General features: G+C 36.2%; 21 protein-coding genes. 6 read left to right on the top strand and 15 right to left on the bottom strand.

What is annotated here, in order from left to right:
* Window position 1 precedes the first annotated feature (1 nt).
* From J0M15_04185 to rfaD, 3 genes are all read right to left on the bottom strand, one after another.
* Window positions 2-790 carry an RNA methyltransferase gene (locus J0M15_04185; GenBank protein MBN8536223.1) on the bottom strand — a complete coding sequence of 263 codons (789 nt, stop codon included), beginning with the start codon at window positions 788-790 and terminating at the stop codon, window positions 2-4.
* 62 nt (window positions 791-852) lie between these two features.
* Window positions 853-2,616 (bottom strand): aromatic amino acid hydroxylase, encoded by a 1,764-nt coding sequence (locus J0M15_04180; protein ID MBN8536222.1) that lies wholly within the window; start codon window positions 2,614-2,616, stop codon window positions 853-855.
* Between the two features lie 3 nt (window positions 2,617-2,619).
* On the bottom strand, window positions 2,620-3,654 hold the full coding sequence (gene rfaD / locus J0M15_04175) for an ADP-glyceromanno-heptose 6-epimerase (GenBank protein MBN8536221.1): 1,035 nt from the start codon (window positions 3,652-3,654) through the stop codon (window positions 2,620-2,622).
* Between the two features lie 240 nt (window positions 3,655-3,894).
* Between rfaD and J0M15_04170 the strand changes: the two genes are divergently transcribed.
* The 6 genes from J0M15_04170 to J0M15_04145 all read left to right on the top strand — a co-directional run bounded on the left by J0M15_04170 (window position 3,895) and on the right by J0M15_04145 (window position 9,152).
* Window positions 3,895-4,680: a hypothetical protein gene (locus J0M15_04170; protein MBN8536220.1), complete on the top strand. Its 786-nt coding sequence runs from the start codon at window positions 3,895-3,897 to the stop codon at window positions 4,678-4,680.
* A gap of 127 nt (window positions 4,681-4,807) precedes the next feature.
* Window positions 4,808-5,683 (top strand): 1,4-dihydroxy-2-naphthoyl-CoA synthase, encoded by an 876-nt coding sequence (gene menB / locus J0M15_04165; protein MBN8536219.1) that lies wholly within the window; start codon window positions 4,808-4,810, stop codon window positions 5,681-5,683.
* 3 nt (window positions 5,684-5,686) lie between these two features.
* A complete protein-coding gene (menA, locus tag J0M15_04160; protein ID MBN8536218.1) occupies window positions 5,687-6,592 on the top strand; it encodes a 1,4-dihydroxy-2-naphthoate octaprenyltransferase in 906 nt (301 codons plus the stop codon).
* Window positions 6,576-7,631 carry a hypothetical protein gene (locus J0M15_04155; protein MBN8536217.1) on the top strand — a complete coding sequence of 352 codons (1,056 nt, stop codon included), beginning with the start codon at window positions 6,576-6,578 and terminating at the stop codon, window positions 7,629-7,631. Before menA ends, J0M15_04155 begins: the two co-directional genes overlap by 17 nt.
* Window positions 7,628-8,863, top strand: coding sequence for an AMP-binding protein (locus tag J0M15_04150; protein ID MBN8536216.1), 1,236 nt, complete (start codon window positions 7,628-7,630; stop codon window positions 8,861-8,863). Before J0M15_04155 ends, J0M15_04150 begins: the two co-directional genes overlap by 4 nt.
* Window positions 8,835-9,152: a (2Fe-2S) ferredoxin domain-containing protein gene (locus tag J0M15_04145; protein MBN8536215.1), complete on the top strand. Its 318-nt coding sequence runs from the start codon at window positions 8,835-8,837 to the stop codon at window positions 9,150-9,152. Before J0M15_04150 ends, J0M15_04145 begins: the two co-directional genes overlap by 29 nt.
* Before the next feature lie 4 nt (window positions 9,153-9,156).
* Here the strand turns inward: J0M15_04145 and J0M15_04140 are convergent, their stop codons facing one another.
* From J0M15_04140 to J0M15_04085, 12 genes are all read right to left on the bottom strand, one after another.
* Entirely contained in the window at window positions 9,157-9,768 is a 612-nt protein-coding gene (locus tag J0M15_04140) for a hypothetical protein (protein ID MBN8536214.1), read from the bottom strand.
* A gap of 249 nt (window positions 9,769-10,017) precedes the next feature.
* Window positions 10,018-10,416, bottom strand: a complete 399-nt coding sequence (gene rpsI / locus J0M15_04135) for a 30S ribosomal protein S9 (GenBank protein MBN8536213.1) — start codon at window positions 10,414-10,416, stop codon at window positions 10,018-10,020.
* Window positions 10,417-10,430: 14 nt separating this feature from the next.
* Complete coding sequence (gene rplM / locus J0M15_04130; protein MBN8536212.1) at window positions 10,431-10,871, bottom strand: 50S ribosomal protein L13; 441 nt, start codon at window positions 10,869-10,871, stop codon at window positions 10,431-10,433.
* A gap of 70 nt (window positions 10,872-10,941) precedes the next feature.
* The gene (truA, locus tag J0M15_04125; protein MBN8536211.1) at window positions 10,942-11,745 is read right to left on the bottom strand and encodes a tRNA pseudouridine(38-40) synthase TruA; all 804 of its coding nucleotides are present in this window, start codon (window positions 11,743-11,745) and stop codon (window positions 10,942-10,944) included.
* Between the two features lie 98 nt (window positions 11,746-11,843).
* Window positions 11,844-13,019: a hypothetical protein gene (locus tag J0M15_04120; protein ID MBN8536210.1), complete on the bottom strand. Its 1,176-nt coding sequence runs from the start codon at window positions 13,017-13,019 to the stop codon at window positions 11,844-11,846.
* A gap of 14 nt (window positions 13,020-13,033) precedes the next feature.
* A complete protein-coding gene (locus J0M15_04115) occupies window positions 13,034-13,177 on the bottom strand; it encodes a hypothetical protein (GenBank protein MBN8536209.1) in 144 nt (47 codons plus the stop codon).
* A gap of 220 nt (window positions 13,178-13,397) precedes the next feature.
* Window positions 13,398-14,696, bottom strand: a complete 1,299-nt coding sequence (locus tag J0M15_04110) for a hypothetical protein (GenBank protein ID MBN8536208.1) — start codon at window positions 14,694-14,696, stop codon at window positions 13,398-13,400.
* A gap of 165 nt (window positions 14,697-14,861) precedes the next feature.
* Window positions 14,862-17,150: a hypothetical protein gene (locus tag J0M15_04105; protein ID MBN8536207.1), complete on the bottom strand. Its 2,289-nt coding sequence runs from the start codon at window positions 17,148-17,150 to the stop codon at window positions 14,862-14,864.
* A gap of 613 nt (window positions 17,151-17,763) precedes the next feature.
* On the bottom strand, window positions 17,764-18,399 hold the full coding sequence (locus J0M15_04100) for an ATP-binding cassette domain-containing protein (GenBank protein ID MBN8536206.1): 636 nt from the start codon (window positions 18,397-18,399) through the stop codon (window positions 17,764-17,766).
* Complete coding sequence (locus J0M15_04095) at window positions 18,365-19,729, bottom strand: ABC transporter permease subunit (protein ID MBN8536205.1); 1,365 nt, start codon at window positions 19,727-19,729, stop codon at window positions 18,365-18,367. The genes J0M15_04100 and J0M15_04095 overlap by 35 nt, the downstream gene beginning before the upstream one ends.
* Window positions 19,730-19,817: 88 nt before the next feature.
* A complete protein-coding gene (locus J0M15_04090; protein MBN8536204.1) occupies window positions 19,818-20,858 on the bottom strand; it encodes a thiamine ABC transporter substrate-binding protein in 1,041 nt (346 codons plus the stop codon).
* A gap of 3 nt (window positions 20,859-20,861) precedes the next feature.
* A complete protein-coding gene (locus J0M15_04085; protein MBN8536203.1) occupies window positions 20,862-21,344 on the bottom strand; it encodes a DoxX family membrane protein in 483 nt (160 codons plus the stop codon).
* Window positions 21,345-21,464 lie beyond the last annotated feature (120 nt).

Raw genomic sequence — 21,464 nt, 5'->3', positions numbered from 1 at the left:
TTCAAATTTTGTCTGTTTCTTTCAACTCTAGATCTCTTAGTTTTTTTAGTTTACGTAGGGTTTGTTGGATCATGGTTTCTAGCATTTGATACTCTTTTGCCGAGGGAGTGTTTTGCAACAACATACGTTTTAAAACCGTATAGGCATTTATTTTTTTACTAGATAAATCAACACCCAAAGCCAATAACCATTCTTTTAAAGAAGCCCCTGGATCTATATGGACTGGCAATTGAGTATTCTGTCTTAATTTTTGCTGACCATTTAAAATAGTTTTATCCCCACCTAAAGTTTCTCGAAAGATAAAAAGACTTAGCAAAACAGCTTGCGATAAATTCAGGCTTGCATTTTCACCATAAGTTGGAAGTGAACAGCAAAAATGAGAATCTTGAATTTCCGCAGCTGACAATCCAGCATCTTCGGGCCCAAAAAAAAGATAAATCGGAACTAACTCGATAATTGATTTATTTAAGAAAGGCGAATTTTTCTGAGACCACAAAAGAGTCTCTTTTAAATCACGGGAAGAGCGTCCACGTCCATCGCGTGCGGAAAAAGAAATTCGCAACCCATCTGGTTCCTTCGATAAAAACTCTTCTATGGATGAATAGATTTTTTTAGATCTTAACCCCTCTTGCCCTGTGGCTGCGGCCTGTTGAGCCTCGTAGGTCAATTCACATTGGGGCTGAATAAGAATCAATTGGTGAGCCCCCATATTGGACATAGCTCTGCTGCAAAATCCAATATTTCGATCATAAAGAGTTCGTACTAGTACCACGTTAAGTTTATAGTTCATTTATTGCTTTCACCGATGATTACTTTCATATAGGATTCACATCCTTGACCTTAAGCCTTTAATCATTGGACCGTGCTTAAGGCAATGCCATCTTCAATGGAAGATTTGTATTGAGGTAGTTTCTGAGTTTGTAATTTTAAGTAAGTCAGAACCTCCTTCTTAAATTCATCACACTTAAATTCATCATGGCTAAATTCATTATCTAACGATTCCTGTGAGACTAACTCGTAGATTTCCAATGGCAATAACCAATCCTCAGAAGACAAATTTTTAATCTCTTTAAAATGTTTTTTGAGGGCTTCGGTTAGAATTTCCTTTTGAGGACGAAATTTTCGAAGATAGCGAATTTCGCTGTACAATTCTTGAATTTGTTTCTGAGTATCTGTTAGGATGGGTTTTTGAACTCTCATGGCAATAAAATCTTCAATTTCGCCATAGGCAAGGCGATCTGGCGGGCCCGAATACACACTGGTGATCTTCTGGCCCAGAACCATGTCGTAATATCCCCATTCCGGTTGAAACACGACCTCGGAATTATAAGTCGCCGTCGCCTCTTTAAATTTTAATAAAATTGTTTTTTGTTTTAGAACGATTCTTCCTAAATAGATCCCTTCAACTTTAAAACCACTTTGAAACTCCAAAGAAATCTTCTTACCAAGTTCAAGTCCTACTTTAACCCAATCAGAGTCTGTGAAGTCACTTGGGCAATGTTCAAACCCTTTTATCATTCCAAGAGGAGTGCTAAAGCCTTCATTGTGATAAACTTTATCATGACCCATCAATTCCTTCTCCTCAACAGCGATTTGTGTAGGCCCTTTAAACTTTAAGAAAGAAATATTTCCAGAAACGTCTAAACAATATTTTTCAAGTTGCCCGCCAATTTGTACCAGAGAATCAACCTCAAAAGAATTCACTACCCCTGATTTCAAGGCTTTTTCTAAGGACTCGACACCTCCAGTTTTAAAAGCCATAGCCTCGGCCATTTGTTCTAATACTTTTTCTAGCGTTAAAAAATCAGGAGTCACAAATAATTGAGGTTGAGGTTCCGTAATATCGTAACTGTATTTCAAACAATCTATAGTGAATGGAATTTTTTTTACTTTCGAGCTTAGACACCACCTTGATTCGCCTACACTGGAAAGCAACCCAGCTCCATAAATTTTAGGGTTTTGGATTTCACCAATTAATCCATATTCTGCTGTCCACCAATTCATTCTTCCTAACTCTGCAGCTTCTGAAATATGTGAAATCGCTTTTGACTTAAGAACTAAATTTTCTTCTGCTTTGGTGATCTGTTCTTTGCTGGATGTGGGATTTTCCTTGATATCAGATAACAATCTGATGGCTTCATATAAATCCAGATCTTCTTTGCTAATCAAAGCTTTTCTCGCCACTTGAGCGTATTTTTTTAGATAATTTGAAAAATCAGCATGAATTAGAAATGGGGCATGTCCTGCGGCTTCGTGGACGATATCTGGAGCGGGAGTGTACAACAAATGCTCAAGACTTCTTATATCACTGGCAATGGGAAGCACACTTAAAGATTGAAGTTCCATGAACGCGGCCGGTGGAATAAATCCACTGACAGGAAGCGCTCTCCAACCAAATCTTTCCAGCTTTTGGCTCAGATTACTGATTAAGGGAATCTCATCTGGAGTGATTTCTAATTTTTCTAATCCCTCGATATATCCCGTGTAGGCGTTACTCTTCAAAAAGTTTTTCAATTGCCTTAAAATATATCTCCAAACAGCTTGATCCATGGGAGAGTAATTTTGGTCATCCTGCTGAACAATATATTTTTTTAAATGTTGAGGGAGACTTTCCATAAATTAGTTTGCTTTCAAAAAAGCATCTCCTTCCTTTAAATAATTTTGCACATAATCCTCAACTGCTTTTTCTAAAGGCCACTGGGGCAGAGACAACTTTTGAGCAAAAAGTTTACTCATTTTAGCTTCGGTAAAGTACTGGTATTGATTTTTAATGTTCTCGGGGATTGCAATCCATTCTATCTTTGGCTCCCTACCCATGGCTGAAAAAACACTTCTTGCTAAATCAAGCCAGGTACGTGCTTTACCAAAGCCCATATTATAGATTCCATTTTCAGGTTTTAATAACATCAATTCCAATATCCAACGAGAGACATCTTTAACGTACACAAAATCCCGTAACTGTTCTCCATCTTTGTATTCAGATCGATGGGATTTAAATAATTGAATTTGTCCTGTCTTTTGAATCAAATGAAAAGACTTGTAAACGACGCTGGCCATAGATTCTTTATGATATTCCATCGGACCAAAAACATTGAAAAATTTTAAACCATAAAAACAATTCGGTTTCGAATGAGGGCTTTGGGATGGGTTCAACATCCATCGATCAAATAAAACCTTGGATTCCCCATAAAGGTTCAAAGGTTTGAGTTTTTCCGAATCAAAATGATCATCAAACCCATTTTCACCAGCGCCATAGGTGGCAGCGCTCGAAGCGTATATATAATTCGCCTTATTAATACAACACCACTCTGCCAGAGTTTGAGAATAATGAGTGTTATTTTCCAATAAAAAATCCCAATTGGTTTCTGTTGTTGACGAACAAGCCCCCATATGAATAATCCAAGAAATATTTCGTGAAGGGTCTGGGGTCTTTAAATATTTTAAAAAATCATTTTTTGAATAAAATTTTAAGTACTTTAGATTTTGCAGTAGATTTCTTTCCGTCAGCTCTACACTGTCTACTGCCACAATCTGGGTAAATCCTAATTGATTGAGCTGCCAAACAATCACACTGCCAATAAACCCATTGGCACCGGTAACAACAATCTGGGTGTCTTTAATAAACGGAATCAATTTTTTTAAATCAATAGGCATAATATCAACACGCTCTAAAATATTTTTCATCAAAAACCTCCACCCAGCTACTGAGTATCTTTTCCATTGGAAATGGATTCCCTAGGTTTACGTCAGTCCAGAAATTAAAGTCAATTCGTCAATGACTTCGACACCTAATTTACAATTAGAGTAGAAATTTATTCGATTTGGTCGTAAAAAATGAAAATTCGACTTCTATTTTAACAAAAAAAATGTAGAATTAAAGATGAGAAATTTAAAATGATATCCTTAGATCTGATGATTAAATATTTATTAACCTTTGCTTTTTTATATAGCCTATCTAATGCCAAAACCACGAAGGTTATTTACTTTGGAGGCGTTGGCGCCACTAGAGATCAAATGGATGTTTGGAAAGAAGCTGCTAGAACTAAAATTACCAAATTGAAGCTTGAATCTCCTGACGATTATTCTGGTGATTATACTTTTGAAAGTTATCCCTATCCTGCTGGCGGGAATTTCCAAAAGGACGCCGCCATAACTGCAGGAAAAAAACAAATTAATTCAATTATTAATGACATAAATCAGGATACCTCAAAAGATACAAATTACGTTCTTGTTGGCCATTCTTCTGGCTCTGCTTTATCAAATGAAATTGCTGATAGGATCAAAGATCAAAAAAAAGTTTCTCTTGTTGTTCTCGACGGTTTTTTACCATCACAAAAACTTTTAGATAAGGAAACTACAAAATGTATCTCCGCGCGATCTTCAACCTCAAATGCAGTTTCACTCGGATATAATACAATGCAAAAATGTGGACCACGCCATTCTGAAATAAGAACCAACATTTGCACAACTTCGGGAGACAACATGTGTCTCCATTTTGCAACAGTCGATTCTAGCGAAGCCATTAAGGAAATGACGTCTGAAAGTTATAGCGCCTTCGCCTACAAAAAAAATAATAAAAATGCAAAAAAAAATCTAGATCCTAATCTTGACTGGTTACGTTCTCAACAAGGAGCTTCTTACCGCCCTACTAGAAATCAAGAACAAGACCAGCAACGATAGACTGGCATCCTTGCACAAAATCTTCACCCGAATTAAGCAAAAATCTTCGTTAAAAGAACTATAATTTTTTCATTGCGAAAGGCATTTGTCGCTTGCCTCTTTAGCCAGGAAAAGATACTTCTAGGGCATGGAATTATCATCAAAAGAATTTACAAAAAAACATCAAGAAAGAAAAATTAAATCAGGTGCTGAATGGCTTCCATTAAAGAAATTTTCCGATATCAAGCTGGAAAAAACTACGGATGGTATTGCAAAAATCACCATCAATAGACCTGAAGTTAGAAATGCCTTTAGACCCCAGACGGTTTTTGAATTGCAGGAGGCCTTTCATCTTGTTAGGGAAGACTCTACTGTGGGGGTCATTATCTTGTGCGGTGAAGGACCTATGGCCTTTTGCTCTGGCGGAGATCAAAGAGTTCGTGGTGAAGCGGGATATGTTGGATCAGATGGCATACCTCGTTTGAATATACTAGATGTCCAAAAGCAAATTCGCCAAATGCCCAAACCCGTGGTGGCTATGATTGCTGGATATGCCATTGGTGGCGGACATGTGCTCCATGTTGTCTGTGATCTCTCTATTGCTGCGGATAATGCCCGTTTTGGTCAGACAGGTCCCAAGGTCGGTTCTTTTGATGGAGGCCTAGGTTCCAGTTATTTAGCCCGAATTGTGGGACAAAAAAAAGCTCGGGAGATTTGGTTTTTATGTCGGCAATATAATGCTCAGCAGGCTTTAGATATGGGCCTTGTGAACCATATAGTTCCCGTTGAAGATTTAGAAATTGAAACAGTCAAATGGTGTCGTGAAATGCTAGAACACTCTCCCCTTTCTCTTCGTTGCCTGAAAGCCTGTCTTAATGCCGATTGTGATGGTCAAATGGGTTTACTGGACCTAGCTGGAAATGCAACTTTACTTTATTACATGAGTGAAGAAGCTCAAGAAGGTCGCAATGCCTACGTTGAGAAACGAAAACCAAATTTTGATAAATTTCCAAGATTACCTTAACTAATGAGTACGACCGCACCGAATGATTTTTTCTCTATCGTCAAGAGCCTAGGATTGGCAGCTCGTCCAAAAACCCTCACCGCCGCCTTTGTTCCGTGTTTGGCTGGAACTTGCTATGCTTCCAGTTTATCAACGGCTTGGAGTTTAAGAGTTTTTTTCTACGCTTTATTTTCAGCGGTGTTTATTCAAATTGGAACCAATTTGGTTAATGATGCCATTGATTTCAAAAAAGGTGCGGATACTGAAAACCGAATTGGTCCCAAGAGAGTCACGCAAGCTGGTATTTTTTCATTTACTCAAGTCATGTTGATCGCCTCACTCTTTTTTTTTCTGGCCCTTATCTTAGGGATACCCTTGGTACTTATTGGTGGATGGCCGATGGTGACTGTCGGCATTGTATCTATTCTTTTTGGATACGGCTACACGGCTGGCCCCTACCCTTTGGCTTACAAAGGGCTTGGTGATTTATTTGTTATCTTATTTTTTGGATTTGTTGCGGTACAGGGAATTTTCTATTTACACACTCAATATATAAATTGGGGATCCTGGGTATTAGGACTCCAAATTGGATTGCTGGCCACGGTATTAATTGCCTTGAATAACCTGAGAGACGTTCACGGGGACACTCTTGCTAACAAAAAAACACTTGCGGTAAGGTTTGGAATTGATTTCGCCAAATTTGAAATTAGAGCCTTGTGCCTTCTTCCATTCTTTTTAAATCTGTTTTGGCTCGTCTCCCATAAGCCTTTCGTTTTTATAATCCCCTTTTTGTCACTCCCTTTGGCAATTAAAATAACGAGAAATGTATCGATTCACCCGCCTGGCCCTATTTACAACAAATTCCTGGCACAAGCCGCCGCTTTGCATTTGCTTTTTGGTCTTTGTATTTCTATTGGATTTATTATTTAAGGAAATTGTTTTAAAAATGTTAGAAAATTATTTCACCTCTGATTATTCTTTTATACCAAAGCAGCCTCTTAACTCTTTGGTAATTAATAATAATGAAAGACGAGGTCTTTGGCTTAAACTTAAATCAGAGGAGTCCTTTAACAACAATCCTTTGCTTTCTAAAGTACAAGATTTTTTTTCAACTTATTTTGATTATATTTATTGGCCTGAGCTGGGAGACGAAAAGCAAGAACATTTAAAATTAGAAGTGAACCTACAAATTAAGAAATTAATTAATCAAGAACTTTTATTTTATAAAGATTTCATTTTTCCACGATCTGCGGATCTTTCTTTTGCAAATGTAAAGACAAACTATGTCTTCAACGCTTTCCCATCAGATCTTTTGCCCTTAGAATTGGAAAAACTCCAATCACTTGGATTTGAAACCATAAAATTTAAAATAACGAAAAATTTTGAACAGGAAATCAGATTGCTACTAAAGCAAAACTTGAATCACTTTGAAATCAGGCTAGATTTTAATTCCTGTTTAGAAACAAAAAATATTTCTGATGCTTATTCTGCATTGAAAAAAATACCTAACTTAGAATACTTGGAAGACCCGACGCCCTACTCTGAAAAAGAATGGACTCTTCTCGCCAGCCTTTTTCCTTTAGCCTACGATCAAATTGGAAATAAAATTGAAGTACCCAAGATGGCTCAATATATTATTCTAAAACCCACACGTTCTATTTCTTATGATTTTATTTTAAAATTAATTTCTGAAAACAAAAAAATAACAGTAACAAATATGATGGATTCGCCAGTTGGAACCTGGAGATCTTATCTCTATTATTCCTTTTTGAAAAAGGAATTTCCTAAAAACTTTACCACTCCTGGCCTTCACACCTTTTCGCTTTTTGAAAACCATCCTTTTGATTTATTTTACCCTTTTCAAACGGCCATTTGTGAAAGTCCAGAAAAGAGATTTGGTGAATTCTTCTCTTTTTTAAAATCTACAGAATTTAGAAAATCTTCTGCTCTCCAAGGGTTACGAAAATGACTCTCTATTCTTTAAATCCTAAAAACCTTGATGAGCTCTTTGAAAACAAAAACTTTCTGGTTCTCAATTCTCACTTATCAGAAACTAAACAAAATGAATTATTAGTTCGTGTTCAAGATTTCTTTAAAGAAAATAAAGAATTTGATTCCCCTGTGATTCTGGTGCCGACCTCAGGCACTCAATCTTTCTATCTGAAACTGGTTCTGTTAAAAATACAAGCTCTGTTAAACTCCGCAAAATGCGTTGGAAGTTTTTTTAATTTTTCTAGAAATGAAAATTGGCTTCTGACCTTACCTCTGTTTCACGTTGGAGGACTTGGAATCGTCGCTCGGGCCTACGAATTCCAACAAAATGTATTTCATCTTGATAAATGGAGCTTATCTCTTTTTTACGAAACCCTATACAAAAATAACATTCATCTTACCTCCTTAGTTCCTACACAAATTTTTGATATTGTAAATCAAAAATTAAAAGCTCCCAAACACTTAAGACTTGTTTTTGTCGGCGGAGGTTCTTTATCTGAAAGTCTTTTTGTTGCTGCCAAATCCCTAGATTGGCCTATTGTAAAAACATTTGGAATGACAGAGACTGCAAGTATGGTCGCAACTTCTGACCAAACTGATGATTCCTACTCTGGCTTGCCTGGTTGTCAGTTTAAAATTTCAAAAGAAAATAATTTGATGATTCAATGCGATTCTTTGTTTTCGGGATATTTGTCAGAACAAGGTTCCGATAAAAAATTTATCTTCACTCCCCCAAAAATTGTAAATAATTTTTGGATTTCCGAAGATCTTGCTGAATCTAAAGAAGGACTCTTCTTTCTGAAAGGTCGAGAAAAGGACTTAATTAAAATTAAAGGTGAATTAGTGAATTTGTTTTCCCTCCGTTCACTTTTACTTCAGGAAATGGAGGCTCAGCAAGTGAGAGTTGAGATGACAATTATCTCTATTCCTGACTTGAGAAATGAAAACAAGTTAGTTTTAATTATTTCTCAAGAATCTCTAAATCCATTCCTTGAGTCATCCTCTGCCTTAAATAATTTTGTTTCGGAAAAAATTATTCCTAGGATCCAAGAATTTAATAAAAAATTATTACCTTTTGAACAAATTAAGTTATATTTTATAATAGATTTCATTCCAAGAACAGACTTGGGTAAGATTAAGTATTCTGAACTTTGTTCATTAAAAAATATGGAGGTAATTAATGAAAACCGAAAACCTATCTTGGAGTGAGCTTTCTGTCTTTATCTGCACCAAGTGTGGCAAAGATATCTCCAAGGATTCATTAAATCAAACAGGTAATCCTGGTGAAAACTTAAAAGATTTCTTAAAAACGGAACTAAACTCCAAAGGTTTAAAAGGTAAGATTAGGGTTATGAACTCAAGCTGTCTTGGAACCTGTCCAACTGGCAGCCAGGCTGTTGGATTTATTTCTCAAAAGAATCCTCATCAGACAGGTGTTTGGATATGCCACCCAGAACTAGATAGATTAAATATTCTTAATGAAATTCTAAAAGTGTAGAATACTACAAACACTTTCTATTATCTAAATTTGAAGACAAATAGGATATAAATCCATTCAGCGCTTTTTTATGTTCTTCACAAAGATCCAAAACATTTCCACAACCCCCAGTTTTTTCTCCAAGGTTTATGATTTCATTTGAACTAAGCTGCACTTTTGCGTAAGGATAAATGTATTCCAAGGTGCACACGGCATCCGAGCTGACCTTAGAATCAGTGGTACAAATTTCTGCGGTGTCAATAATGGCACTTAATTCAGACAACTCCTCTTGCAAAAGGCAAAGACGTATTTGACTAACCACTTGTCCTTCTAGATTCACTTGCCTCATTTCACCATTGGATAAATTTATTAAAAGACGAGGCTTTTCATTTCGATTATTTTTTGAAAATAAGGAATTTACTTGAAGGTCTAAGCTTGAAGCATTTTTTAGGTCCACAGAATTCAATTTCGGGTTTTTACTTTCACCGGAATCAAGGTTTTCAACTGGTGTTATTGTTCCAGGAACAAGTTCGTTGCCCTTTCCAACTTTAGATTGGGCACAATTTTGAAATGAACCTATCATGGCCAGGCTGGCATAAGACAACATGAAAATTTTTATATAAACATTTTTTCTCATTCCACGCCCCCGACCTTAGTCTATAACCACAGTTTACAGTCAAAAGGTGAAACTTCAAAATTTTGGCTAAAGAGAGTCTCATCTAGAGATGTTAATCTCACAGTAAGACACGAAATATGTCGAAACTATTTCGAAATGAATCACTTGATTTGTTCCAAAAAAAAAAGAGCTAACTTTTTATAGTTAGCTCTTTTTGGTCTATTCATTTTCATTTCTAACAGATTTTTTTCTATTAGATTATTAAAAATATTATCTCTTAGAGTATTGGTATCTTCTTCGTGCTCCAGATTTACCGTATTTCTTACGCTCAACCATTCTTTGATCACGAGTGAGGTACCCTGCTTTTTTTAGCGTTGCTCTGTATTCAGGGTTAAAAGCCTGAAGTGCCCTTGCCATTCCCAATCGAATAGCTCCTGCTTGTCCAGCCTCCCCGCCACCATGAACCGTCACTTTCGCATCAAACTTTTCGGATTGGCTTAACAGTTCTAGAGGCTGCATCACAACCATTCTGGATTGCAATCGACTCATAAACTCATCAAGCTTTTTGCCGTTGACAGTCACTTGACCTTTTCCAGGTTTTAAAAAAACCCTTGCGGTGCTCGTTTTTCTTCTTCCAGTCGCATAAAATAATTTATCAGTACTTGCCATTTTCAATTCCCTCTTTACTCTATATTATAAGCTTCAGGTTTTTGTGCGGCATGGCCATGTACGGCACCTGGATAAGCTTTCATTTTTAAAATTAAGTGACGAGACATCTTGTTTGTTGGAAGCATTCCTCTGACGGCTTCGTGAATAATAAAAGAAGAATCTTCTTTCTTTACTTCAGCAGCTGTAGATTCCTTCATAGATCCAAAAAATCGAGAATGTCGATAATATTTTTTACTGCTCCATTTGTTACCAGTTAAAACCATTTTGTCCGTATTGATAACAACTACAAAATCACCTGTATCCGCGTGTGGAGTGTAGGTTGGTTTATTTTTACCTCTTAAAATATGGGCAATATGGGTGGCAATACGACCTACTTTTTTATCAGTCGCATCAATGAGGTACCATTTGCGCGAAACTTCTTCTGATTTCGCCATGAATGTCTTTGTTTGTTTCATTTGCATCTCCGAAAGGGTTTAGGATTAATTTATACAACGGGACTAATCCTTGACCACAAGTCTTGTTTTTTTAAAGTTTGCGGCACTTATTGTCAAGCTCTAAAGGATAATAAACCTTACATAAATACAAACCTTGAGGAGGGGCCACGGGACCTGCCTTGGTTCTGTCTTTTAACTCTATGATATCTTTTATTATTTCTGGTTTTAGACCTTTTCTTTCCAGATTGACCTGAGTCCCTACAATATTTCTTACCATTTGTTTCAAAAAGCCACTCCCAGTGATGGTAAATTCAAGAACATGATCGTTTTTTTGAACCCATTGAGCCTTATAAATTTTTCTGACCGTATGTAACACAGGCGTCCCCACCGACTGAAAGCTTTTAAAATCCTTTTTTCCGATGAAGTGCTGACTGCATTCATTCAGATAATCAAGGCTCAAAGGCTGGCGAATCCAATCGGCATACCGATGTAAAAATACAGAACTTCGATGATGGTTATAAATAAGATAACGATAGGTCTTATGAGTTGCAGAAAGAGTTGCATGAAACTCACGGGGAGCAAGCCAAGCCTCTTTGATGTTAATTTCTGAGGGCAAAACAGATTTCATTGCCCAGGATAAATCAAATTTTTTAAAAAAGGATTCAGGCTTCGCGGTTTCAAAGTGACAAACCTGAGACACCGCATGGACTCCAGCATCGGTTCTACCACTTGCAAAAAGACTTATTTTTTCTTTGAACACTTTTTCCAGAGCCTCTTGAATCGTCTGGGAAATACTCCTCATTTTGCTATGATTTTGTTTTTGCCAACCACAATAACCAGTTCCATCATAGGAAACAGTAAAACGGATTTTAAGTTTATTATTTTCAGTCATCATTTCTTCCATACACACTATATTCATACCAGATTAAATAAATCACCCAAATCTTGAAAAAGATTTGGGTGATTTTTCTGATGACGCTTTGTATGGTTTAATTAAGGAAAAACATCCGTGACGGTTTTAGCAAAATCCACTTTCTGAGTTCTTGAAGAAGAAAATAAGTAAGTACTTGAGGCTCCCCCAGCATTGTTTATATCTGCACAGGAAACTTTGAACACGCTGCCTGAAACACCCAAGGCTGTTTCTAAAGCACTTTGCGAACTCAATGAAGTCCCCGTTCCATTTGCCGTTCCCACAGCATCTGTTAAAGTCACACCATCCATACTATCTAACTGCAAAGACGTGCTAGAAACGCTGTGCCCCGTTCCCCCAAGGGAGTTTTGTGTTTTGGCAACGGTAACCTGGGCACCTTTGGTTCCAGAGGAATACATTCTAAAACATCCGAATTGACCAGCAGTTCCTCCAGCTCTCTGCTCCTCAATCATGATGACTTGAGTGGACACGGCACTCGTTGATTTATTGAAATTCAACTGACCATAAATTGAAGCATCTCCACGATAACTGGTACTAGTTTTAGCTGCAGAACCTAAATAGGAACCTGAGGGAAAATTAGCACGGTACATTTTAACAAATTGGGCATTGTCATTTGTTAGGTCCCAAGTAAGATACCCAGCCCTGTTGCCACCAATCCCGTTAGCATCATAGCCCTCAACCATAAAACCCTTAGTTTGTGTGTCCTTGCCACCCCAGTATAAAAGCATGTACTGAGTGCCTCCGACGGTCACCGTTCCCTTGGCTTGATAACCGGCAGCTACCGCCCAAGATTCAGTGGGGGCTACAATCTCAACAACTATGGTTTTACCTCCAAATGTTTTTGTCGCAGAAACAGGTAAACTGGCTAAATCCACTTTAATGCCCATAGATTTTCGAAAATGACAAAGAGTGGTCTCAACATCAGCAGCTGTTTCATTATTAAAACGACATAAAGTCCCATTAAAATACTTTAAAGCTCCATGGGCATAGTCTGTCCACGCGGCTAAACATTTTATCCGAACAGCCTCTTGCTTTTCACAGGAAGTATCACCTTCAGCAAAGGCAGGACTCCCCGCCGTGATGGCATTTAGAAAAGGAGTGATAGGCAACTCTCCCCTGACTAATTGTTCATGCATTTGATTTAATTTAAACCTAACAAACGCTTTTGTGGAAACGTCTTCAGGCATTCTTGCATGGATGGCGATAATGAATATCATGAATCCAATTTTAAACTTCATATTTCCCCCTTTCCTTAGTAGGCACCTGTTGCGAGCTGACTTGGCAAGTCTCCATAGCTCGTGGTCGTTGTCGTGTCTGAATCCGTGCTCTTTTTGCTGCAGCTAGAAAGCTGAACTAAAGCAGTCATAAAAAGCATCAGTAGAAAAACCTTTTTCATAAACTACCTCCCATTTGAATTATTGGCCCCCTTCAACTTCGGAGGAAACAATCTAAACTTGATAGTTTCCTGATGGAAAAAAATGAAAATCAATTAAAATTAATTCTCAAAACAAGAAATGGTCTCTGAATTGATAACCAAACTAAAACAGAGGATAGGCCTGTGACTCAAATCGAAGCTACAGAAGATAGTATCAGTTGATACTATCTTGGCCTATGGCTTAATAATATTTTATGCAACTTCTTAAGTCTAAGCTTTTTAAATGTGTACTTTTCCTTTGAGTTGACAATAAGGTTGAAATTGAAAACATCTCCTTCTTTGAAGAAATGAACTCTTTGCTTTTGTTATAAAGTTTCACATAAAATTCCCAAGGTTTTTTCCCTAAAACCAAATAGTAAATTCCAGTAAATTTCAAACAAGCTAAAAAGGTATCCCAAACAACTGTCGGCTTGGCCAAATAAGATGGATCCATAAGTAAAGGGGCCAATTGAGTACCCAATATCGTTGTCAAAATGGCACCAAACAAGATAGAGGCAATCCAAGTGACTAGGGCATTTTCTTTGGTTGGCACAGGAGGCGCTGTTTGAGTTAACAACAACAAGCCTTCTGCATTTAGTTTTTTGAGTTCCGTGGAATTAATTTCTTTATTACTTTCATAAAGCTCCACAAGAGACACCCTTACTTTTTCAAATAATTCTTTATTTTCAGTTTGCTTCGCAACCACCAACTGAGAGAATAACCCTAAATACTTCAAAGACTCAGGAGATAAATTCTTTAAATCTATTTTGGACATTGCCTCTTGCAGCTCTTGACCAACGATAACATCATTCAGTGTATTAAATAATTCCTTTAAGGCTTTAGGATTGTGTTTAATGTAGGCATCTATAATTTCGGCAAAAGCTTCATCAATTAACTTCGTCGATTTTTCCTCATCTTTTTCCCTAAGGGCTTGAGAAATTTTATACTGCATGTTTTTAAAATTATTAGATCTCGTCTCAGCTTCTTCACCTAAATGGCGATTTCCTGCTTGAATAAAATCCCATGGAAAACTGTAAATCCTATGACTAGATAGAAAACCAATTGCAAAAGACTTGAAAGAAGAAGCCACACCTCGACCAGAAATTAAAACCATTGAAACGAGATTAAAGGTGATGGAGGCAAAAATAGTGTTCATCTTTGAAATATATCTTTGAACCGCAAGGCCACCCACGTCTGATTTTAATGGGTTAAAAGCGTGAAGGAACCAACTTTTTGAAGCACTGTAAAAACCCGGACTCCACTCATTATTTACTGTTTTTGTGTACTCCCTAGGATTATATCTTGTTTCTTCTTCGTCCTTTATTGAATCATACAAAAGAGACATCGTTGAAGCCGAAGACACCAAATGTCCATAAACATTTCCTACCAATGAATTCATTTGTGCATCTGATGTGAATGACATTTTCTTAGCATCAGCTAGCAAGTAATCTGGCTTTTTCAAATCGGCCTGATCTCCAGCAATACCAGGAAGTATCGTCACTAAAGCTTGATCTATAGGGAAGTCTTGGTTTACTTGCTGGCTGACGTACTTACCAGGGATAACTTGCTTTAAAAAGGCACTTTCCCTATCACCTAAGTTGACAGCCCAATTTTTTAAAAATGCTAATCCTTTTTTAAATTGCAGATATCGAGTTTTCAGTTCAGTTTAAAATTTTGGCAGCTCATTCAGTTTTTCCGCTGCTATTTTTGCTGCCTCATAAAGCTCTGCAAATTGTTCTTTCGTCAGGCCTTCTTTTAAATTAACAACACTAAACGTGTCTAATCTTTTAAACTCGTGGATCAATTTATCACTCAAAAGTTCCCATCTCTTTTTAAGCTCAGGATCTGATAAAATTTTCGATATTTCTAGTGAACTTACTTGATGATTTTCCGCCACCATAAATAAGGAGGCAGGATCTAATTCATATTTTTCTGAAATAGCTTTTGTCGCTAACAACCAAGCTGTCATTTCGATAGATCTTTTCTGTTCTGAAAGAAGTTGTTGGATCTTAAGATTAATTTCATTGGCTTGTTGCGTTTTTGAATATGAGGGGCGGCCTAATCCAACAAAACGTGATCTTTCCAAATTTAACAATTTTCCAATTTCAGAATCTTTAGAAATAGCCTTAAAAGGATTTAGACCTTTCCTCGCTGCAGAGAAAAAAGTGCGTTGCCCCAGCAAGCCTTCAATTAATACCTTCCAATAGGGGGTCACAATCATGCTAAAAAATCTTACATTAATAGTTAATAATACTTGGGTAGTTGTAAGATCCCTATACTTGGCAGCAAAGTCTTTTACTTTAAGAGCAAAAGGGGACTCTGAGTTTTTATAGCTAAAAGCTAACGCCTTAATAATATTTTTATAACCCCACGCAGATAAGTAAACCAAGGGGATAATGGCAATTTGTATCACCGTACTGATGATTAGTGGCGTCCGGTAGGCATGATCCTTTAAAACATCAGGAATGATATTTTCGTACATAAAAGATAAGGATTTAATCTGGTTTAGGGTTTCATTTTTATCATAAAAATAAGGTAAAGAGTAAAATGCCAAAACGGGAGAGCCAATCATTAAGAAAGTAACGGCTTTGGATTTTAAAAATTTATTAACATTTTCCTTAAATACTTGATAATTTGACTTTTTAAATTGAAGAGGGCTTTCATTTTTTTGTAAGAATTTTTGGTAATTGCTATTGTTTGGATAAAAATCATCAGGGTCTACAAATTGAATACTTTTATTTAATTTAAATATTTTTTTTAACAAACTGGCTTTTTTTTCTGATTTTTCTTTAGCTTCTTTGGTCTTCTGCTCAAATTCCTTATGAGAGTTCTCATGTAACATTTTGTGTTCTGATACCCACTCGGACATGGTAAATTTATCTCTCGGGCTTTTCGCTGCTTCTTCCAAAGTATTGGCTATAGTTAGCGATTTTAAAACTTTCTCTGGAGAGTACTTAGTAAGAACACTTGTTTCGATAGGCGACATGTTCTTTCTTAAGACTTCAAAGGATTCTATGTCATATTTATCATAGAGTTCTTTTAGAACACTCTCCAATTCTTTGACATTTTTTTGATCTAAGGTGACCAGCTGAGAAGCTGCATTTAAATACCGCAATCCTACATTCACAAAATTCAATAATGAAATCGTTGGTAACCTCACCAAATTAGATCTTTCTCCCGCCTCTCTCTGCTCCCAAATTAATAACTGGCCAGCCTCATATTCCTTTGCCATCACCTCATCAGATGACACTTCTGCTTTTAGAAGAGGATCCGACGCTAGAGTTAAAAACTCTGACTTCACTTTTGTCACATCATTAAATTTCAAGGGAGTTCCATTGAGATTTTTAAAGACTGGAATAGGTGCTTCAAAGCCAAAATGTACAATCATTGATTTTGGAATAGCCGATATTTTACCATTTTTTTCAATAATAATAACTAATAAATTGTCAGCTACAACAGACGCTACATCAAAACCAGAAAAAATATGCCTAGCTATGATTTTTCCATTCAGACCTTTTTCATCGGAACCTGAGATTCCCTCAATTATAAATTCTTTATTCTGAGAATTAAAGGAGTAGTTCAAGGAGGTGACTGGTGGTTTTGTGATTTCAATCTGACCTTGATCTAATGAATAGGATCTATTTTGGACTTCAACACGCTGATTATTTAACCCAAAGATACTTTCTGAATTTCGCACTTCATTTTGCTCAAGTCTTTGAGCAAAATCTTCCATAGTAATAAAATAGTTTTTTAACTCAGGGTCGGTAATGGGAGTGACCGCTTCTAGATCACCAACCTCCATACCATTGGCATTGGCATTACTATTAATGTCGCTATTTGATCTATTATTAGTTGTCGTCGAAAAGGCAATCGAATTCGTAAAATAAATGAAAACAATTAAGATTTTAAACAGAGATTTTATTTTTAACGAATTAATGCTCAATGGCTTCGCCATACAACCAACCGTTCTACGTGTTAAAAATTCTCCTCAGCAACCTTTGCTGAATTTGTTTCGTTACGAACTATAATTGAAACTGATTTTTTTTTCCACTGTAGATATATAGACATATTCAATCTTACGCTGTCTTACTATTTGACATTCCTCTCGTATTTAATTGGTACTGGAATGCTTTTTTAGTTAAATCAACATAAAATGTCGCTCCAGTACTTCCACAAACAAACCAAGACCAACTCGATGAAATTTCTTGGATGGGATCACAAGATATAAATTTCCCAAGCCATCTTAAGAATGCCTGGGATCTTCACTTCAGCGACCACACAAATTTAATTCTTATTCTCTGTGGGTCTGTCTCTACTAGGATTCAACAAAATATTTTAAAAGCGAGTCAATTCGTTGGACGGATTTCAGCTGACTTTACTCTTCAAGAGCTTTTGAACATTTGCCCCAATGGTCAACCATCGTAGGATTACAATTTGAGAATATGGTTCTGAATCACTTGGATGAAGTGTTAGAAAAAATGAATATTTCTATTTCTCAAGTATTAGTGACCAGTCTGAAATTGAAAACTATTTTTCTAAATTAATAAGTGTGGAAGATTTATTAAGATCTAGGTAACCATTCTTCCCATTTTAATGGTACTCACTTTTTGCGCAAGGGATTCAACATCCCTTTTATCATGGGTGATGAGGAGCACCGGGATTTCTTGATCTACCAAAATGCTTTTAATTAAGTTTCTGCTTTCTTCTTTAAGTTCTTCATCTAAAGCAGAAAAGGGTTCATCGAGAAATAAAATTCGTGGCTTTCCAATTAATGCCAAAGCAAATGCAACCCGTTGCCTCTCCCCCCCCGACAGCAGTTTAATATTTTTATCAAGAACATTTTCAATTCTTAATTTTTTAGTTAGTTGATTTAATTTACTATTAAATTCCTCATTGGTAACCAATCTCGACTCAGCTGCAAATTTTATATTTTGAAGTGCTGTCATATGAGAAAATAGCTCGTAATTTTGAAACACCACCCCAATTTTTCTTTCCCTAACTGGAATTTTACCGATATCCTGATTGTTAAACACCCAAGAACATTCGGCTGTTTTCTCTAAACCTAAGAGCCCCCTAAATACGGATGTTTTTCCAGAGCCCGAGGGCCCCCACAGAACCGTGACCCCCTTATCCAGAATTTCCCAATTCTCAATCTCGATGGAGAAATCATCATAATGAATCTTCAATTTTTTGACTAAGGACACGTCCCACCCCGATAAAAATGTAAAAAATTAAAACTCCTAAAAATAGTACAACTAAAGTGAGCCATGAAGCTATACTTAATCTGTATTGTGAAATAAAAGTTTCAGTCATCATGGCCAGCGTAAAATCACCTTGTGCTAAAATTTTAGAAATAGCAAACTCCCCCGAAGCCCAAAAGGCACAAAGACCGGAAATAAAAAATGCTTTTTTTAAAACCAACGGAATGACGATTTTTTTAAAAATGAGGTTTTCACTTGCTCCCAAAATAAGTGCCTTTTCTTTTTCAGTTTCTAACTCGTAAAGTAAAGAGTTCCAACCTAACCTATAAGCTAAACTGGAATAGAGAATAAGTAAGGCAATGGAAATTTTTAGAAAAACGAAGAACCCTACATTTGGCCCCACCAATAAGAGCGATAAGGCCACTAAAGCGCTACTCGGAGTCAAATAACCCTGTAAAAATTTTGCAAACATATTGTTTTTCCAAACATAGGATAATAAAATCAAGTAACCAAAAACACCCATTCCAACAGCAGTCGAGAGGATTATCGTTCCAAACAAAGCAGAAAATAATTCGGATTTAAACAAATACAAGTCACTTGAAAAACCAGTGCCCTCAAATAGCCCTCTAAAAAAGGAAGTCAAAAATAATACATAGCTGAGTAAAAAAAATAACAATACTGATTTTGAAGAAATAATTTGAAAGTTAAAATTTTGCTTTGATTGATATTTCTGGGATTTAAAAGTCAAAAAAGAGAATGCAAATAATATTAAACTTTGTAGAGTTGCAATGACAACCCCACTTGACCAATCAGAATAGATTCTTATTTTTTCATAAATTAAAATTTCTAAATTAACTCCTCTCCCCCCACCAATAACCATGGGAATCGAAAAACTAGAAAAACAAATACAAAAAACGAAAAAAAATATTTCAAAAAAATCTTTTTTTAATTGAGGAATTAAAATCTTAGTTAAGAATCTCATTCGTGAAGATCCCATGACTAAGGCTAATTCTCCACTTACTCCAAGCTTTAATTGAATGTTGTTCTTTAAGAAGATCGCAACGATTCCCGTATTTATTACCACATGGGCAATAATAATTCCAATCATGCCTATCGGAAATGGATCTATCAAATTCATCAAAGCAATAATAATAAATAAATTAGGAATAAAACTCGGCAATAGAAAAAAGAGATCCAGGCTCGTTCTATATTTACTCAAATTTTGATAACTCAAAACGCCTAAAGATAGAAAAAAGCCAAAAATTAAAGAAAACAAAGCGGAGAGGAAGGCTTGCAGACTCGTGTTCTTCAAAGACCAAAATAATTCATCCATATCAATATGGACATTCCCCGATATTCTAAAAAATAATACTAAAAAGGGATACAGCAGGAAAATAACAATCCCCATTTGCAGTATTCTTTTATTTCGCAAGTCTATTTCCCTTCCTCGCTTCAGACCAATTTTGGAACAGACCTTCTATATCGCTAGCTGACGGGATTTCAAAAGGGATTAGTTTTTCCAAAGCCATTAAAGGTTCGAAAGGAGTTCCTGCTCGAACAGACTTTAAAACTGGATACATATAATTTTTATTCATGATTATTTTTTGACCCTCTTCAGAAAGCATCAAATTAATAAACTGTTCTGCTTTCTCACAGTTTTTACAGTCTGCAGGAATACCTGAAAATTCAAATTGGACCGGATGTTTTTCTGAAAATGGAATGGCGAAATAATTAGAATTTTTTTCTGAGATTAAATGATAAAGTGGTGATGTCGTATATGAAAATACGAAATTTACTTGTTTCTTAACAAAGAGTCCATAGGAGACCGACCATGTTGGCGAGAAGCTATGTGCCTGATCAATAATCTGTTCAATATATTTCTTGTATTCTTCATCTGAAAATGTCTTTTTAATCCATGCTAAAAACTGCATTCCAGGAGATGATGTCCTTGGATCTTGTAATGCAAATTTTCTTTTATATTGCGGCTTCAAAAGATCGGACAAAGATTTAGGGGGAACCAAGGAGTCATCTTTTCTGCCTACAAATGCCATGATTCCCCAGTCAAAGGGGACAAAATAATTGTTATTTAACGCCGGTTTTATGATTTGATCCAGTTCTAGTTGGGAAAAATCCAATTTTCTCCACTTTATTTCGGATAGTGCTTTTTGCAAATCGAATTGATCAAATCCAATAACCAGGTCAGCTCCTAAAGTAGATCCCTCTAATTTAATTCGTTGTAAGAGGATTCCTGAATCAGCCCCTTCGATGTAATCAATATGGCAGTCACATGTTTTTTCAAATAGTTCTTTCAAGTCGGTTCCTGGCCCATACTTTGAAATAAATGAAGAATACCCAAATATTCTTAGAGTGGGCTTTATTTGATCCGATTTGTTTTGCTTATTAAAAAAACTAAAAATCAATACAAAAAAAATCGTAGAAAGAAAGAAAATAAAATGTTGCACTGTTCACCACCAAAACCCACGACGACGTTTATAGAAATAATAATCTAAACCTAAACATCTACCAGCCCCAATCCACGCCATCATAAAATGCACAGCAAGAAATGTTTTATTTAGATCTTCAAATTGAGGCCCCAATATAAAAATCATATTCATTGATAAAAAAATTCCTACCAGAGCCATGGGCCTTACGACATAACCAAAAATATATGAAATTCCAATTGCCAATTCAAATCCAGTAATGAGAAATGCTAAAAATTGCCACTGGGGAATAAATTGACTCGATATGATTATCTTATACCATTCGGGAGCATGACTTAAGGGTAAAAATTCAGATATAGATTCTGCAATTTTTGGCTTTATTAAAAAATCACCAGAATATTTTTGAATCGCCTCTTCCAAATAATAATAGCCTAAAAAAACTCTAAGAAATGAAATAGGAACTAAGTGCCCCACATACTTAATGCTCTCAAGAAAAGATACAAACATAACTTTACTTTAACCCTTTTTGGCCAGGGATCAATAACCTTCTTTTTTCAAATTAGGAAATTCACAATAAGTTAGTAACAAACAACAACACTGGCCGTATGAATCTCGTCAAAGAATTGA

Source organism: Deltaproteobacteria bacterium, assembly GCA_017302835.1.
Taxonomy (GTDB): Bacteria; Bdellovibrionota; Bdellovibrionia; order Bdellovibrionales; family Bdellovibrionaceae; genus UBA2316.
This window is presented reverse-complemented; position numbering and strand designations above follow the sequence as displayed.

What these genes read in the sequence shown, in the direction of transcription:
- J0M15_04185 (MBN8536223.1), bottom strand. Translation starts at nt 790, where the DNA reads ATGAACTATAAACTTAACGTGGTACTAGTACGAACTCTTTATGATCGA.
- J0M15_04180 (MBN8536222.1), bottom strand. Translation starts at nt 2,616, where the DNA reads ATGGAAAGTCTCCCTCAACATTTAAAAAAATATATTGTTCAGCAGGAT.
- rfaD (MBN8536221.1), bottom strand. Translation starts at nt 3,654, where the DNA reads ATGCCTATTGATTTAAAAAAATTGATTCCGTTTATTAAAGACACCCAG.
- J0M15_04170 (MBN8536220.1), top strand. Translation starts at nt 3,895, where the DNA reads ATGATATCCTTAGATCTGATGATTAAATATTTATTAACCTTTGCTTTT.
- menB (MBN8536219.1), top strand. Translation starts at nt 4,808, where the DNA reads ATGGAATTATCATCAAAAGAATTTACAAAAAAACATCAAGAAAGAAAA.
- menA (MBN8536218.1), top strand. Translation starts at nt 5,687, where the DNA reads ATGAGTACGACCGCACCGAATGATTTTTTCTCTATCGTCAAGAGCCTA.
- J0M15_04150 (MBN8536216.1), top strand. Translation starts at nt 7,628, where the DNA reads ATGACTCTCTATTCTTTAAATCCTAAAAACCTTGATGAGCTCTTTGAA.
- J0M15_04145 (MBN8536215.1), top strand. Translation starts at nt 8,835, where the DNA reads ATGAAAACCGAAAACCTATCTTGGAGTGAGCTTTCTGTCTTTATCTGC.
- J0M15_04140 (MBN8536214.1), bottom strand. Translation starts at nt 9,768, where the DNA reads ATGAGAAAAAATGTTTATATAAAAATTTTCATGTTGTCTTATGCCAGC.
- rpsI (MBN8536213.1), bottom strand. Translation starts at nt 10,416, where the DNA reads ATGGCAAGTACTGATAAATTATTTTATGCGACTGGAAGAAGAAAAACG.
- rplM (MBN8536212.1), bottom strand. Translation starts at nt 10,871, where the DNA reads ATGAAACAAACAAAGACATTCATGGCGAAATCAGAAGAAGTTTCGCGC.
- truA (MBN8536211.1), bottom strand. Translation starts at nt 11,745, where the DNA reads ATGATGACTGAAAATAATAAACTTAAAATCCGTTTTACTGTTTCCTAT.
- J0M15_04120 (MBN8536210.1), bottom strand. Translation starts at nt 13,019, where the DNA reads ATGAAGTTTAAAATTGGATTCATGATATTCATTATCGCCATCCATGCA.
- J0M15_04115 (MBN8536209.1), bottom strand. Translation starts at nt 13,177, where the DNA reads ATGAAAAAGGTTTTTCTACTGATGCTTTTTATGACTGCTTTAGTTCAG.
- J0M15_04105 (MBN8536207.1), bottom strand. Translation starts at nt 17,150, where the DNA reads ATGGCGAAGCCATTGAGCATTAATTCGTTAAAAATAAAATCTCTGTTT.
- J0M15_04095 (MBN8536205.1), bottom strand. Translation starts at nt 19,729, where the DNA reads ATGGATGAATTATTTTGGTCTTTGAAGAACACGAGTCTGCAAGCCTTC.
- J0M15_04085 (MBN8536203.1), bottom strand. Translation starts at nt 21,344, where the DNA reads ATGTTTGTATCTTTTCTTGAGAGCATTAAGTATGTGGGGCACTTAGTT.